Annotated in this window: 8 protein-coding genes; 5 read left to right on the top strand and 3 right to left on the bottom strand. The window is 63.3% G+C overall.

Going from position 1 to position 15,926, the window contains the following annotated elements:
• Nucleotides 1–72 precede the first annotated feature (72 nt).
• Nucleotides 73–2,991 (top strand): TonB-dependent receptor domain-containing protein, encoded by a 2,919-nt coding sequence (locus tag ACEN9F_RS25360; protein WP_413424520.1) that lies wholly within the window; start codon nucleotides 73–75, stop codon nucleotides 2,989–2,991.
• A 167-nt stretch (nucleotides 2,992–3,158) separates the two neighbouring features.
• Nucleotides 3,159–6,050: a TonB-dependent receptor plug domain-containing protein gene (locus tag ACEN9F_RS25355; protein WP_413424518.1), complete on the top strand. Its 2,892-nt coding sequence runs from the start codon at nucleotides 3,159–3,161 to the stop codon at nucleotides 6,048–6,050.
• Between the two features lie 99 nt (nucleotides 6,051–6,149).
• On the opposite strand, the gene gap is transcribed toward ACEN9F_RS25355, so the two are convergent.
• Complete coding sequence (gene gap / locus ACEN9F_RS25350; RefSeq protein ID WP_020705225.1) at nucleotides 6,150–7,160, bottom strand: type I glyceraldehyde-3-phosphate dehydrogenase; 1,011 nt, start codon at nucleotides 7,158–7,160, stop codon at nucleotides 6,150–6,152.
• A gap of 48 nt (nucleotides 7,161–7,208) precedes the next feature.
• Nucleotides 7,209–9,203, bottom strand: coding sequence for a transketolase (tkt, locus tag ACEN9F_RS25345; RefSeq protein ID WP_413424516.1), 1,995 nt, complete (start codon nucleotides 9,201–9,203; stop codon nucleotides 7,209–7,211).
• A gap of 131 nt (nucleotides 9,204–9,334) precedes the next feature.
• Here tkt and ACEN9F_RS25340 point away from each other — a divergent pair, with 131 nt between their 5' ends.
• The 3 genes from ACEN9F_RS25340 to ACEN9F_RS25330 all read left to right on the top strand — a co-directional run bounded on the left by ACEN9F_RS25340 (nucleotide 9,335) and on the right by ACEN9F_RS25330 (nucleotide 12,642).
• On the top strand, nucleotides 9,335–10,060 hold the full coding sequence (locus tag ACEN9F_RS25340; protein WP_413424514.1) for a 16S rRNA (uracil(1498)-N(3))-methyltransferase: 726 nt from the start codon (nucleotides 9,335–9,337) through the stop codon (nucleotides 10,058–10,060).
• Between the two features lie 161 nt (nucleotides 10,061–10,221).
• Complete coding sequence (locus ACEN9F_RS25335) at nucleotides 10,222–11,517, top strand: aspartyl/asparaginyl beta-hydroxylase domain-containing protein (protein WP_413424512.1); 1,296 nt, start codon at nucleotides 10,222–10,224, stop codon at nucleotides 11,515–11,517.
• Between the two features lie 3 nt (nucleotides 11,518–11,520).
• On the top strand, nucleotides 11,521–12,642 hold the full coding sequence (locus tag ACEN9F_RS25330) for an aspartyl/asparaginyl beta-hydroxylase domain-containing protein (protein ID WP_413424510.1): 1,122 nt from the start codon (nucleotides 11,521–11,523) through the stop codon (nucleotides 12,640–12,642).
• A gap of 83 nt (nucleotides 12,643–12,725) precedes the next feature.
• Here the strand turns inward: ACEN9F_RS25330 and ACEN9F_RS25325 are convergent, their stop codons facing one another.
• A complete protein-coding gene (locus ACEN9F_RS25325) occupies nucleotides 12,726–15,644 on the bottom strand; it encodes a TonB-dependent receptor domain-containing protein (RefSeq protein WP_413424508.1) in 2,919 nt (972 codons plus the stop codon).
• Nucleotides 15,645–15,926 lie beyond the last annotated feature (282 nt).

Raw genomic sequence — 15,926 nt, 5'->3', positions numbered from 1 at the left:
TCGGGCTACCTCTTCTGTCTATTCACGGTGACAAACCGGTAATCCATGAATAAACATACCAAGGAGTGGATAATGATGAGAGAAACCTCGCTGGCCCGCACGATACGCATGATCTGCATCGGCGGCATGGCCTGCGGCTTACCCGCCGCGATGGCCCAGGAAACTTCTGAACCCGTACAGAAAGTGCTGATAACCGGCTCCCGCATTGCCTCACCGGCGGCGGAATCGCCATCGCCGTTGCAAATATTAAGCGCGGCCGATATTGCCGCGTCGGGTGCTACTAATCTGCAAGATTTACTGCAAAAAAACCCCACCATGGGCACGCCGACTTTAAGCCGGGGCAATTCCAATTTCCTGACCTCGAGCGGCGGGGTTTCCACCGTTAATCTGCGCAATCTCGGCGATTCGCGCACGCTGGTATTGGTCAATGGCCGCCGCTTTGTTTCCGGGGTACCCGGCGATAGCGCGGTCGACCTGAATACCATTCCGACGGATTTTATCGACAGGGTGGAATTATTAACCGGCGGCGCATCGGCCACCTATGGTTCGGATGCCGTGGCGGGGGTGGTAAATATTATCTTGAAGAAAAACTTTAATGGCGTGCTGCTGGATGCGCAAACGGGCAAGAGCAACGAGAACGACGACTTCAAGAAGAAACTGGCGCTCACCTTCGGCGTCACCAGCGGCGACGGCGCCAGCAACATCATGGGCCATTTCGGCTATTCGAAACAGGGAGCGGTCTACTCGCGCGACCGCGCCTTCGCGGCCATCGACCAGACTTCCGCCATCACCCAGGGCCATCCGGAACTGGCTTTCGTGCCGCGCATCCCCAACTTTTCCGGCTATGCGCCGCAGGGCCGCTTCTTCGGCGACAGCGAGGATTTCACCTATGATGCAAATAACAATATTATTCCATGGAACCAGAACGGCGCGCCCGGCACCGGCGCCGGCGCCACCGGCTTCAACCGTTCGGCCTACCGGCTGATCGCCGTGCCGACCGAGCGCTACCTGTTCGCCACCAACGGCAACTGGGCCTTCAGGGACAATCTCAGCGCCTTTTTCGAGGGCACGTATGCCTCGACCAAGGTCGATACCCATATCGAGCCCTTCGCGCTCGGCTCGGATCAGGTCTACGCCAGCGGCCAGGTGCCGGCCGCCTCGCTGGTCAACGGCGTGCTGGTCAGGAATCCGCTGGTGCCCGCCTACCTGTACGACCGCATCAGCGATACCGACGGCGACGGCGTGCCGGACTATTTCTTCACCCGCCGGCTGTCGGAATTCGGTCCCAGGCAGGCCACCGTGGACCGCGACACCTTCCGCCTGGCGACCGGCCTGAAGGGCAACTTCCGGGACTGGAACTATGAAACCTACATCGCCTACGGCAAGACCAAGGAGGCGCAGAATTCCAGCGGCCAGGTCAACGTGATGAGTTTGCGCAACGCGCTGGAAGCCATCCCCGGCGCCGGCGGCACGCCGGTCTGCCGCGACGCCAACGCCGTGGCCGAAGGCTGCGTGCCGATCAGCCTGTTCGGCTACAACAGCATCACGCCGGCCGCGCTCAAGTATGTGACCGCCCCCGGTTCGCTGCAGACCGCCATCACGCAAAAACTGGCGGGCGGCTCGGTCACCGGCGAGGTGCCGGGCCTGGCGGCCGGCCGCATCGGCATCGCCGCCGGCTTCGAGTGGCGCGACGAGGATTCCAGCGCGATTCCCGATCCGCTGACGCAGTCCGGCCTGAACGCCGGCAACGCCCTGCCCCCGACGTTCGGCAACTTCACCGTGCGCGAAGCGTTCGTCGAGGCCCGCGTGCCGCTGCTCAAGGAGCGCCCCTTCGCACGCGAGCTGAGCTTCCTCGGCACCTTCCGCCACGGCGACTATTCGACGGTCGGCAGCACCAACAGCTGGAACGCCGGGCTGGAGTGGGCGATCACCTCCGACTTCAAGCTGCGCGGCACGCGCGCGCAATCGACCCGCGCCCCCAATATCAACGAGCTGTACCAGGCCCCCAGCCAGGACTTCCCCACCGGCCTGGTCGATCCCTGCGAGGGCATCCTGATCAGCGACGCCAGCCCGCTGGGCGTCAACTGCCGCAACGCGCCCGGCGTCGCCGCCAACATGACCGCCAACGGCGGCGTCTTCACGCTGAACCAGGCCGACCAGCAGGGCATCAGCGGCTACAACCGCGGCAATCCCGACCTGAAGGCGGAAAAAGGCCGCTCGACCACGATCGGGCTGGTGGTCACGCCGCGCTCGGTGCCGATGCTGCGCCGCTTCACCTTCACGGCCGATTACTTCAACATCAAGATCGCCGACGCCATCGTGCCCACCGACCGCCAGTACGCGCTGGACCAGTGCTACAACCAGGGCAATCCGGCCTTCTGCGCTTTCATCACGCGGCGGCCGGCGCAGGTGGGCAACCTCAGCGCCGGCTCGATCCAGTACAGCGACGTCGCCGTCGCCAACAGCGGCGGCTTCGGCACCGAGGGCGTGGACCTGACGGCGTCGTGGTCCGGCCAGGCCGGGCCGGGCAACCTCAGCGGCCACCTGGCCTACACCTGGCTGCGCGACCTGTGGCAGAAGGCCACGCCGGAGGCGGAAAAAAATACCGACACCGGGGAAATCACGGCCGGCAACGTCAATGCGCCGCGCAACCGCGCCTCGTTGAGCCTGGCGTACAAATGGCGCGATCTCGGCCTCAACTGGACCGCCACCTACACCGGGCCGGTGGCGCTGGACGACCAGTTCCTGAAGAGCCTGAGCATCGCGCCCGGCACGGTCGGGGTCGGCTCGCGCACCTACAACGACTTCCAGTTGACCTACGACCTGCGCAAGTCGGCGCAGCTCTACCTGGGCATCGACAACGCCTTCAACAGCAAGCCGCCGCCCATCATCAGCGGCCTGCCCGGCAACGTCACCGGCACCGAAACCGACACCTCGACCTACGACGCCATCGGCCGGCGCTACTACCTCGGGCTGCGGCTGACGCTGTAGCGCCGATACAATACGTTACCGATACAGTGTTGTTTTTACATGCTTTCCCCATGTAATTATTGGCAATTTTTCCGATCTGCTAAATATAATCAAAGTGCGTTCACAAGATCTGTAACGCAAATAAATGCCCATGGGTAATTATATAAAAGCACAATCGGGAGCTAGAGTTGAAAAAAATCGCACTGAAACAGGGCGTTATCGCGGTCGCGTTAACGCTCGCATCGTCCCACGTGGTACTGGCGCAAGACACCGACGCGGCGGGTAAGCCGCTGGAAAAAGTCGTCATCACCGGTTCCAACCTGAAACGCATCGACACCGAAACGGCGACCCCGGTCCAGATCCTGCGCCGCGAGGACATCAACCGCCTCGGCGTCAATTCGGTGCGCGACATGATCGACACCCTGACCTCGGCCACCAGCAGCCTGTCCGACATCGGCGGCTCGAACTCCTTCGCCAGCGGCGCCTCGTCGGCCTCGCTGCGCAACCTCGGCAAGCAATCGACGCTGATCCTGCTGAACTCGCGCCGCGTCGCGCCGTATGCGCTGGCCGACTACAACGAAGTGTTCACCAACCTCGACGCGCTGCCGCTGGACGCCATCGACCGCATCGAGGTGCTGCGCAACGGCGGCTCGGCCGTCTACGGCTCGGACGCGGTGGCCGGCGTGATCAACATCATCACCCGCAACGACTTCCAGGGCGTGCAAGTGCGCGCCAACTACCAGCAATCGGTGGCCAACGAACAGTTCAACACCAAGACCGCCAGCATCACCGCCGGCTTCGGCGACTACGGCAAGGATGGCTACAATGTGCTGGCCAACGTCGAGGTGTTCCGGCGCGGCAGCGTGATCTGGCGCGACGTGCTCGACGACATGAATCCGGCCTACGGCAACAAGTTCACGGCGGTGGCGCCGAAGAGCGGCGCCATGTTCGGCAACCGCGGCGCGCCGTCCACCTTCAGCTATCCGGGCAACTTCATCGGCCAGGGCCCGGTCCCGGGCTGCACCACGCTCAACGCCGCCGGCCAGTGCGTGTACGACCGCTTCGCCCGCTTCGAAGCCGTCCCCAAGGCCGACCGCGTCAACGCGCTGGTGTCCGGCAAGCTCAACCTGGGCAACGGCACCGAAGGCTATGCCGAAGCGCTGTACTCCAAGACCAAGACCGACTACATCACCGCCGCCGGCACCTACGGCTCGACCAACCCGGACACCATCTGGGGCAATCCGGGCACCGGCCAGGGCAAGCTGTTCGGCTACCGCTTCCTGTCGCCGGACTCGCCGCTCAACACCACCGGCGAGCCGCTGGAACTGCGCTACCGCTATGCCGACGCGCCGGCCGGCAATCCGAACGACAGCGACCAGTACCGCGTGCTGACCGGCCTGCGCGGCCAGCTGGGCGGCAAGTACGACTGGGATACCGCGATCGGCGTCATGGGCAGCAAGACCAAGTCGCGCAGCTACGGCACGATCAGCGACAGCGGCTTCAAGGCCGTCATCGGCGACTACACCAAGACGCTGGCCGGCAATGCGGATTGCGAAGCGAATTTCCCCGGCTATTGCGAATACACGGCCGCCGATCCGAATTTCTTCAACCACGGCTACAAACTGGGCCAGGTCAACTCGCCTGAGGTCCTCAAGCAGCTGTTCCCGGAACAGGGCTACGACGGCAAGATCACCCAGTACTTCATCGACGGCAAGATCACCGGCGAAGTCGGCGCCATCGGCGTGGCGGTGGGCGGCGAGGTGCGTCACGAGAAATTCAACATCACGCCGACCGCCAACCTGCTGAGCGGCGACATCGTCGGCTACGGCGTGGCCACGGCGGACGCCAGCCGCACCACCGAGGCCATCTTCTCCGAGGTCAACCTGCCCGTGACCAGGCAGCTGGAACTGGTCGGCGCCGCCCGCATCGACAAGATGCCGGGCTTCAAGGCCCACGCCTCGCCCAAGGTCGCGGCCCGCTTCGAAGCCACGCCCGCGCTGCTGTTCCGCGCCACGTACGAAGGCGGCTTCCGCGCGCCCAACCTGACCGAGAGCGCGCAGTCGAGCAAGTTCGCGTTCGACAACGGCGTGACCGATCCGAAGCGCTGCAACCAGGCCCAGGCGCTGGCCGGCGACCTGCGCACGGCGGCCAACGCGCTGCCGTCCAGCGATCCCAACCAGGCGCTGCAACTGGCGCGCGCCGACACCGTCGAGCAGAACGAGTGCTCGGGCGGCGTGGCCAGCATCGTGCGCAACAATCCGAACCTGAAGCCGGAAACCACGCGCAGCGCCACGGTCGGTTTCGTCATCGAGCCGGTCAAGGGCACCAGCCTGTCGCTGGACTACTGGCACATCGAACGCAAGGATGAAATCGGCCTGAAGTCGACCAACGACCTGCTGGCGGCGGAAGCCGACCAGGCGCCGGGCGTGGTCAATCGCCAGCCGCTGTCGCAGGACAAGAGCTTCACCGCGGCCGAACAGGCCAAGTACGGCGTGACCGCCGGGCCGCTGGCCTCGACCTCGGGACGGTTCGAGAACGTCTCGCGCACCAAGACCAGCGGCGTCGACCTGGGCGGCAGCTCGCGCTTCGACACCCGCTATGGCCGCCTGGACCTCGGCGCCAACGCCACCTACCTGCTGGACCTGAAGAACTTCAGCTCGACGCTGAACGACTACGGCGACAACCTGGCCGGCCGCTACGGCTATTCGAAGATGGTGGCCAACATCAGCGCGACGCTGCAGACCGGCAAGATCAGCAACAACCTGCGCCTGGTCTACAACAGCAAAACCTCGCTGAACACCGACTACTTCGACGACAGCTACACCTCGGAAGGCTGCACCGCCAAGAAGTGGAACGCTGACGAGTGCCAGGTCAAGGCCTACAAGCGGCTGGACTACAACCTGGCCTACAGCGGCATCAAGGACCTGACGCTGTCGCTGTACGTGCGCAACCTGACCAACCGCCGTCCGCCGGTGGACCTGCGTGCCTTCAACAGCGACGGTGGCGGCGTGATTCCGCAAAGTACCGAAGACGTCCAGGGCCGCGTGGTGCGCGTGACCGCGGAATACAAGTTCCGTTAATCGCGAACTCAACGCAATAAAAAACCCCTCATGTGGCCTTGTGGCGGCCTTGGCCGTCACATGCGCACATGAGGGGTTTTTTTTGTCCGGCTAAAACGCTTACTTCGCGGTCATCAGTGCAACGGTGGTGTCCAGCATGCGGTTCGAGAAGCCCCACTCATTGTCGTACCACGACGAGACCTTGACCAGGCGGCCCGACACTTTGGTCAGGGTCGAGTCGAAGTTCGACGAGGCAGGATTGTGGTTGAAGTCGATCGACACCAGCGGTTCGGTCTGGTAGGTCAGCACTTCCTTCAGCGCGCCTTCGGCGGCGGCCTTCATCAGCGCGTTGACTTCGTCCACCGTCGTGTCGCGCTTGGCGATGAACGACAGGTCGACCAGCGACACGTTGATGGTCGGCACGCGGATCGCGAAACCGTCCAGCTTGCCGTTCAGCTCAGGCAGCACCAGGCCGACCGCGGCGGCGGCGCCGGTCTTGGTCGGGATCATGCTCATGGTGGCCGAACGGGCGCGGCGCAGGTCTTCGTGCATCACGTCGCTCAGCACCTGGTCGTTGGTGTAGGCGTGAATCGTCGTCATCAGGCCGGTTTCCACGCCGATGGCGTCGTTCAGCGGCTTGACCAGCGGCGCCAGGCAGTTGGTGGTGCACGAGGCGTTCGAGATCACGGTGTCGGTAGCCTTCAGCACGTGCTGGTTGACGCCGTACACGATGGTGGCGTCGACATCCTTGCCGCCCGGTGCGGAGATGATGACTTTCTTGGCGCCGCCCTTCAAGTGAGCCGAAGCCTTCTCTTTGGTGGTGAAGAAACCGGTGCACTCCAGCACCACGTCCACGCCCAGGTCGCCCCATGGGATTTCCGCCGGGTTGCGCTGTGCGAACACGCGAATCACGTCGCCGTTCACGATCATGTTGTCGCCGTCGACCGTCACGGTGCCAGGGAACTTGCCGTGGGCGGTGTCGTAGCGGGTCAGGTGGGCGTTCGACTTGGCATCGCCCAGGTCGTTGATCGCAACGATCTGGATGTCTTGTTTCTTGCCGCCTTCGTAGAAAGCGCGCAGCACATTGCGGCCGATGCGGCCATAACCATTGATTGCAACTTTGATCGTCATACTTTGCTCCTGATTAGAAATATAGGTAATGCAACAAGCAATTATAGATTAAGCAATGACAGATTTGACTTTCGCCACCACGTTTTCCACCGTGAAGCCGAAGTGCTTGAACAGCACGCCTGCCGGAGCCGATTCACCGAAGGTATCGATGCCGACAACAGCGCCTTCCAGACCAACGTATTTGTACCAGAAATCGGTTACGCCGGCTTCGATTGCCACACGTGGCACGCCTTTGGTCAACACGCTGGCCTTGTAAGCGGCGTCTTGACGGTCAAATACATCGGTCGACGGCATCGACACCACGCGCGCGGCGATGCCTTCGGCCGCCAGCGCGGAGGCGGCGGCCTGGGCCAGTTCGATTTCCGAACCGGTGGCGATCAGCGTCACCTTGGCGTCGGCGGCCTCGGCCAGCACGTAGCCGCCGCGCGCGATGTCGGCGATCTGCTGGGCCGAACGATCCTGGTATGGCAGGTTCTGGCGCGAGAAGATCAGCGTCGACGGACCGGCCTTGCGCTTGACCGCTGCGCCCCATGCCACCATCGATTCGGTGGTGTCGCATGGGCGCCAGTTGTCCAGGTTGGGGATCAGGCGCATCGACGAGATGTGCTCGACCGACTGGTGGGTCGGGCCGTCTTCGCCCAGGCCGATCGAATCGTGGGTGAACACGAAGATCGAGCGCAGCTTCATCAGCGCGGCCATGCGCAGCGCGTTGCGGCTGTAGTCGGAGAAGGTCAGGAAGGTCGCGCCGAACGGGATGTAGCCGCCGTGCAGCGTGATGCCGTTCATGATGGCCGACATGCCGAATTCGCGCACGCCGTAGTTGATATGGTTGCCCGGCTTGCCGGAACGCAGCGCGACGCACTCTTTCCAGTTGGTCAGGTTGGAGCCGGTCAGGTCGGCCGAGCCGCCCAGGAATTCCGGCAGCACCGGCGCCAGCGCCTGGATCGCGTTCTGGCTGGCCTTGCGGGTGGCGATGTTTTCTTTCTTCTCGACCGTGGCGGCGATGCCGGCGGCCAGCGTGGCATCGAACGAGGCCGGCAGGTCGCCCGCCATGCGGCGGCTCAGTTCCGCCGCTTGCGCCGGGAACTCCGCGCTATATTCGGCGAACTTCGCGCTCCATGCGGCTTCCCGCGCGGCGCCGGCGGCTTTCGCATCCCACGCGCCATACACGTCGGCAGGGATCTCGAACGGTGCGGCGCTCCAGCCGATGTATTCGCGGACGGCGGCGACTTCCTTGTCGCCCAGCGCGGCGCCGTGCACCTTGTCGCCACCCTGCAGGTTGGGCGAACCCTTGCCGATGACGGTCTTGCAGCAGATCAGGGTCGGCTTGCTGGCGCTCTTGGCAGCGGCGATCGCGGCGGCGACGGCAGCGACGTCGTGGCCGTCGACGGCGCGGATCACGTTCCAGCCGTAGGCTTCGAAGCGGGCCGGGGTGTCGTCGGTGAACCAGCCTTCGACCTTGCCGTCGATGGAGATGCCGTTGTCGTCGTACAGCGCGATCAGCTTGTTCAGGCCCAGGGTGCCGGCCAGCGCGCACACTTCGTGCGAAATGCCTTCCATCAGGCAGCCATCGCCGACGAAAGCGTAGGTGTAGTGGTTGACGATGTCAAAGCCTGGCTGGTTGAATTCGCTCGCCAGCAGGTACTCGGACAGCGCCATGCCGACCGCGTTGGCGATGCCCTGGCCCAGCGGACCGGTGGTGGTTTCCACGCCCGGGGTGACGTCGACTTCCGGGTGGCCCGGGGTCTTCGAGTGCATCTGGCGGAACGACTTGATGTCGTCCATGGTCACGGCATAGCCGCTCAGGTGCAGCAGCGCGTAGTGCAGCATCGAACCGTGGCCGTTGGACAGCAGGAAGCGGTCGCGGTTCACCCATTTCGGATTGGCCGGGTTGTGGCTGTAATGGCCATTCCACAGCGCAACGGCGATCTCGGCCATGCCCATCGGCATGCCTGGGTGGCCGGAATTGGCCTTCTGGACGGCGTCCATTGCCAGCGCGCGGATCGCGTTAGCCATTTGGGTGGTTGGGAGCGTAGAAGTCATCGTAGGTCTATCACGAAAGTATGGAAACTGGGCGCAAGTGGCAAGGGCCGGCGTTTGCTGAGCCCATTATTTTACCAGACCGGGGCATGCACCATTTAAAATTGCATGACTTAACTGACCGGATACCGCGCATGCCCCGCTTCTTTTGCCCCCAGCCCCTGGCCATCGGCCAGATCATCACCCTGCCCGAACCGGTCGCCCACCATATACAAGTGCTGCGCCTGGCGCCGGGCGAGTTGATCACGGTGTTCAACGGCGACGGCGGCGAGTACAGCGCGACGCTGACGCAGATCGAGCGGCGCAGCGTCAGCGCCGAGATCAAGGCGCACCACGCGCGCGAGGTCGAGCTGCCGTTCGCCGTGACGCTGGCGCAAGCCCTGCCCGAGGGCAGCAAGATGGACTGGATCATCGAAAAAGCCATCGAACTGGGCGTGACCGGCTTCCAGCCGCTGGCGGCGCAGCGCTGCGTGGTGCGGCTGTCGGCCGAGCGCGCGGAAAAGAAGATGGGCCACTGGCAGGGCATCATCGAATCGGCCTCCGAGCAGAGCGGCCGCAACCGGCTGGCCCGGCTGGCCCCGCTGCAGGACTATAAGCAGTGGATCACCCAGCAGGACATGCACCGCCGCATCATCCTGACGCCGCGCGCCCAGCAGTCCTTGCCGGACTGGGCGCGCCACCAGGGCCCGCAGGCGGTGACGCTGGTGATCGGCCCCGAGGGCGGCCTGACCGAGGCCGAGGAAAACGAAGCGCTGCGCCATGGTGCGTTGGCGCTCGCAATTGGGCCGCGCATCCTGCGCACCGAGACCGCCGCCCTGGCCGCCGTCGCGGCGCTGAGCGGCCTATGGGGCGGGATGTAATAAAATATGTAACGGTTTGTATCTGCAATGTAACAAAATATTTCTTCGTGTACAACTATTGATGTAGTTTCATGCTTGCATGCATTTTGCTAGGAAGAGGGAACGCTATAATTTTTTTCATAGCCCGCCCTTTCCTAACATCACATCAATAGTAGACATAAATGCAAAATTCTAGCGTGGCGCCATCGGAACTGGCGATTCTGGAGACTGCGGCTGTCCAGGCCGCCCAAGCCGGCAAGGAAGACGACGCGGGCCGCATGTGGGCCCGCATCCTGGAACTCAATCCGCAACATGCGCCGGCGCTCGGCTGGCTGGGCAAGCGCGCCTTCCGCTACGGCGACCACGCCACCGCGCGCCGCGCCTTCGAGCGCCTGGTGCGGGCCGACCGGGACGATCCGCAAAACTGGATCAGCCTGGCGCTGGCCTGCCAGGCGCAGAAAGACGAAGCGGCGGAGGAAACCGCCATCCACAACGCCCTGGTGGCCGACCCGTCCCATATGGTGGCGCTGATCCTGCGCGCCAACCTGCTCGAGCGCCAGGGCAAGACCCACCAATCGGCCTCGGTGTACGGCGCCGTCGCGCAGGTGGCGCCGCCGCTGGCCCAGCTGGAGCCGGGCATGCGCGACGCGGTCGAGCACGCGTTCCAGTATTTCGACAACTATCAGGCCGGCTTCGGCCGCTTCATCGATAACTTCCTCGACCAGCAGTACCAGCAACACCGTGGCGAAGACTTGCGGCGCTTCCGGGAATCGATCGACATCATGGTCGGCCGCAAGCGCCGCTACGATTCGCAGTCGATGCTGTACCACTATCCGGGTTTGTTGCCGCGAGCGTTCTTCCCGCGCGCCGAGTTCCCGTGGCTGGACGCGATCGAGGCCGGCACCGACGCCATCCGCGACGAATTCCTGCACGTGCTGCGCACCGAGGATGGCTTCACGCCCTACCTGACCCATGCGGACGATGTGCCGCACAACCAGTTCGCCGAACTGAACAACTCGCCGCGCTGGAGCGCCTTCCACCTGCACAAGGACGGCAAGCCGGTGCCTGAAAACGCCGCCAGATGCCCGGCGACGATGGCGCTGCTGGGCGGCGCGCCGCAGCCGGACCAGCCCGGCCGCACGCCGACCGCGATGTTCTCGTTGCTCAAGCCGAAGACGCGGATACCGGCCCACGTCGGCGTCAGCAACACGCGCCTGGTGACGCACCTGCCGCTGATCGTGCCGCCGGACTGCGGTTTCCGCGTCGGCAACGAAACGCGCAGCTGGCAGCCGGGCCAAGCCTGGGTATTCGATGATACCATCGAGCATGAAGCGTGGAACGACAGCGACCAGTTGCGCGTGGTGCTCATTTTCGACATCTGGCACCCGCAGCTGACGCTGGCCGAACGCGCCATGATCACGGAAATGACCCGCGCCATCCACGCCTTCAAAAGCGCCGATGGCGGTTTCGACCTTTAGGCAATGACTACACACAATCCGAACGCGGCGGCGGCACGCACCCACTTTGAACAACTGACCCGCGGGGGCCAAGGCGGGCCGCAAGCCTGGTTCGGATTGTCGCAAGCGTGCCAGGCGCTGGGCGACATCAAGGCGGCGCTGGCCGCCATCGAGCACGCGCTGGACGCCCAGCCGGACAATCTTCAACTATTGCTGATCAAGGGTGACTTGCTGGCGGCGGATGGCAACACCGTCGCCGCCGCGGCGTTCTACCGCACCGTGTTGAAAGCGGCGCCGCCGGACGACGAACTGCCGCCCGTGGTGCGCGCGCACCTGGTGCGCGCCCGCGCCACCTGCGAGCAGTACGCGCGCCAGTTCGAAGGCCAGTTGATGCAGCGGCTGAACCAGGCGGGGCTGGACGACGATGCCGGCAGCGCGCGCTTCAATCACTCGCTGGACCTGCTACTGGGCCGCAAGGAAATCTTCCCGCAGCAGCCGCGCCTGTATTATTTTCCCGGCCTGGCGCCAACGCAATTCTTCGACCGCGCAGCCTTTCCCTGGCTGGACGCGGTCGAGGCGGCCACCGACGACATCCGCGCCGAGCTGCTGCAAGTGCTGCAGGACGACGCCGCCTTCGAACCCTACATCAAGCCCGACCCCAAGCTGCCCGCGCTCAACCGCGGCGGCCTGCACAACAACCGCGACTGGAGCGCCTTCTATTTGTGGCGCAACGGCGAAGCGGTGGCGGAGAATGCCGCGCGCTGCCCGAAAACGCTGGCCGCGCTGGCCGGCGTGCCGATGACCGAAGTGCCGGGACGCGCGCCCACCATCCTGTTCTCGATGATGCGGCCGGGCGCGCACATCCCCCCCCACACCGGCATCCTCAACACCCGCCTGATCTGCCACCTGCCGCTGATCGTACCGCCCGGCTGCTCGCTGCGGGTCGGCAACGAGACGCGCAGCTGGCAGGAAGGCAAGGCCTGGGTATTCGACGACAGCATCGAGCACGAAGCCTGGAACACCAGCGACCAGACGCGCGTGATCCTGCTGTTCGAGACGTGGCGGCCGGAGCTCACTGAAAAAGAGCGGACGCTGGTGAGCACGATGCTGGGCGCCATCGACGCCGGCAGCGACTGGGAAACCTGAGCTAACAGCGCTGAACTAAAAAAAACGGGCAAAAAAAAAGCGGCGGGTGGTGAGACCCGCCGCTTTTTACTGCATGACGCCGATTAGAACTTGGCGGTCAGGTTCATGAACAGCTTACGACCCAGCGCGTCGTACATCGACGGGAAGGTGTTGCCGTTACCCTGGCCGGTGCCATATTTCGACGTGATCGGTGGATCGCGGTCGAACATATTGTTCATGCCGGCGGTCAGGCTGATCTTCTTATTGAAGTAATAAGTGCCTGCCAGATCGAAGTAGTTAGCCGACGCGAAGTGGGATTCGGCAGCCATAGGGGTGCCGTTCAGCTGCGGGTTGCTGCTGGTGGTTTCGATGTCCACGCCTTGGAAGTAGCGCCAGGTCAGAGCCAGGTCGACACTCCATGGGGTGTTCCAGTTGCCACGCAGCTTGTGACGCCATTTCGGACGCGGCTGGCCGCACTTGCCGGCGCCGTTGTACAGGCCTGCGCAATTGTACGAGCCTTCGCCCGGTAGTTCTTCCACTTCATACGACTTCAGCTTGGTGCCGTTCATGGTCAGGCCCATGGTGCCCAGGTCGCCCACGCGCTGGCCGTAGCTGAAGCCCAGGTCGATACCCGAGGTCTTGATCGAACCGATGTTGGTGTTGGTGCCAACAATGTTCGCCTGCGGCAGCAGCCACAGCGTACCCTGCGAGTCGCGATGGACCTGCGAGCAGAACTGCGCATCGCCGGAGTCCAGACACTTGGTCAGCGTGGTTTCCGGGCTGACGATACTGATGGTGTCCTGCACCTTGATGTCGAAGTAGTCGACGGTCACGGTCAGGTTTTTGACCGGGGTGATCACCAGACCCAGGGTGTTCGACTTCGAACGCTCTGGCTTCAGCTGCGTGTTACCACCAGCCAGGTAGTTGTACTGGCCAGCCGGGCTGTCCTGAACGTTGCCGTACTGTGCAGCGGTGACGCCGCTGCGTGCGCATTCCGTCGCGCTGCGGGTCGGCTTGGCGCCCGAGCATGGATCTTCATCCATGTCGAACAGGTTGTTACCGCTAGGGGTATACAGTTCGTTGATGTTAGGTGCGCGGACCGCCTTCTGGTGCGAACCACGAACCTTGACCATCGACACCGGCTGCCATTCCAGGCCGATACCGTAGGTGTTGGCGCTCACGCCGGTGTCGATCTTGGTGTGGCGGAACGACAGGTTGGTCGCCAGCGAATCGGCAAACGGCTTGTTTTCCAGCAGAGGCAGACGCATCTCGCCGAACACGTCCTTGACGACGTAACGGCCATGCACAGGGCTCACAGGGCCGCCGGCGCCGTCCAGGTCGAAGTTTTGCGAAGGACCGTCAGGACGCAGTTCCAGGGCTTCGACGCGACGCTCCACGCCGAAGGACACGCCGACGCCTTGCGAGTTGCCAGGGATCTTGATGCCGTATTCGCCCAGGTCGGCCGCGATGTTGGCGCCTTGGATCTGCTGCTCGGTTTGACCGAACTGCTCGCCTGGAATCTGGATGTAGTCCAGCATTTCCTTGGTCACGCCGCCCACTTTCCAGACATTGTAAGGTACGCAAGCCGGGTCGGTGCCATCGACAAACGAGGCGCAGCGCGCGACGCCGCCGACGTTGACCACGTCCATGGCCTTGGCCGCTTTGGTCTTGGAGAAGTAGTTGTCCGAGCTGCCGGCAAAGCGCACTTTGGAAGTCTGCGCGAAGATGTCGTACTGCCATGGACCGACTTCACCTTTAACGCCGAACAGCATGCGGTAGGAAGTGTTGGTGAACACGGAATCGCGGCCGCCGCCTTCGACGTTACGACGCTGGACAATCACCGAGTTGCTGCTGCCTGGCACGGTGACACCCAGTGCCGCCTTCATCTCAGGGGTCAGGAACGGATTGTCTTCCTTCACGGTGTACACCGCGCCGAACATACCGCCAGGCGCGACCTGCGCATCGCTGCGGTCGTCGTGGAAGGAGAAGTCGGCGTACACGCGCATCTTCTCGCTGAGATCGTAATGGACGTTTGCAGCGACGCCATAACGCTCGTCAGGACGGGTCAGGTAGTTGCTTGGGCCGAAGTTGTAGGCGTCGGTCGCGTCCACGTATGCGCGCGGCACACCGGTGGCGGTGGTGGTGTAGATCTTGCGGCCGTTAGGATTGGTCGCGCTGGCGTTGCTGCCGTTGGTGAAACGGCCGGTGGCGTTGGTGCTGGAACCGCCGCAAGCGAAGCCCGCAGCCGAAACACTCAGCGAGCAAGCGGTGAAATCGCGCTCGGCTTGCAGCAGTGCGTCGTCTTTCTTGTAGCTGAAGAACAGGGTGGCGTTACCTTTGTTGTCGGCGAAGTTACTACCGATCAGCAAGGAAGCGTCTTTTGAACGGCCGTCCAGGCCGATATTGCCCGGCACCGCGTATTGTCCCGGGTTGCCAGCTGCGCGCTTGGCCACCAGGCTGCCCACACCGGCGGTATCTTGCTGACGGTGGTTGTAGCCGCTGCCGTTCACTTCGACCTGAACGCCTTCGAAGCGATCGTTCATGATGAAGTTGACCACACCAGCAACCGCGTCCGCGCCGTACACGGCGCCGGCGCCGCCGGACAGTACTTCAATGCGTTTGATCAGAGGAGCAGGAATCTGGTTCAAGTCGGCTGCCGGCGAGCCTGGGGTACCGGCTGGCAGGCGCTTGCCGTTGACCAGCACCAGGGTGCGGTTGGCGCCCAGGCCACGCAGGTCGACCTGCGCAGTGCCGGTCGCGCCGTTGGAGACGGCGCCGGATTGCGATGCGAACACCTGTGGCAGGTTGTTCAGCAGGCTCTCGACATTGCGCAGACCGTCGATCTTGATGTCTTTCGATCCCAGTACGGTGATCGGGCTGGTGCCCTCGGTGTTCAGCGTCGGGATGCGCGAGCCGGTCACCTCAATTTTTTGCATCGGTTCCGGTGCCGCGTCCTGCGCGGACGCCGCTTGCACACCTAACACAAGACCGCCGACAAACATCACGCGGATCGAGCGAGACAATACTGTTTCCTTGATCATTATATTCAATTCCCTTGGATGTGTTTATTAGACGTTTGAACGTCATCTTTTGGATGACGGCTAAAAACGACCCATTCTTTATTTAAACTAAGCCGGTTTATATAAGGTGGATATAACCTTGTCATAACCGGAAACTTGCTCTTTCACTTTCGTGGTAAAGATCGGCGCAAGGATCATCATCGATGAAATTAAAACCCCAACTTTTCCACTATTCATGAAAACATAGCAACTCGACCATTGTCAATCAATGCGGACACCTCGAAC

The organism is Duganella sp. CT11-25, from assembly GCF_047302815.1.
Classification (GTDB): Bacteria; Pseudomonadota; Gammaproteobacteria; order Burkholderiales; family Burkholderiaceae_D; genus Rugamonas.
The sequence above is the reverse complement of the archived record's forward strand: the minus strand, read 5'-3'. Positions and strand labels throughout refer to the sequence as shown.

Coding starts and splice junctions, on each gene's coding strand:
- ACEN9F_RS25360 (WP_413424520.1), top strand. CDS start 73: ATGATGAGAGAAACCTCGCTGGCCCGCACGATACGCATGATCTGCATC.
- gap (WP_020705225.1), bottom strand. CDS start 7,160: ATGACGATCAAAGTTGCAATCAATGGTTATGGCCGCATCGGCCGCAAT.
- tkt (WP_413424516.1), bottom strand. CDS start 9,203: ATGACTTCTACGCTCCCAACCACCCAAATGGCTAACGCGATCCGCGCG.
- ACEN9F_RS25340 (WP_413424514.1), top strand. CDS start 9,335: ATGCCCCGCTTCTTTTGCCCCCAGCCCCTGGCCATCGGCCAGATCATC.
- ACEN9F_RS25335 (WP_413424512.1), top strand. CDS start 10,222: ATGCAAAATTCTAGCGTGGCGCCATCGGAACTGGCGATTCTGGAGACT.
- ACEN9F_RS25330 (WP_413424510.1), top strand. CDS start 11,521: ATGACTACACACAATCCGAACGCGGCGGCGGCACGCACCCACTTTGAA.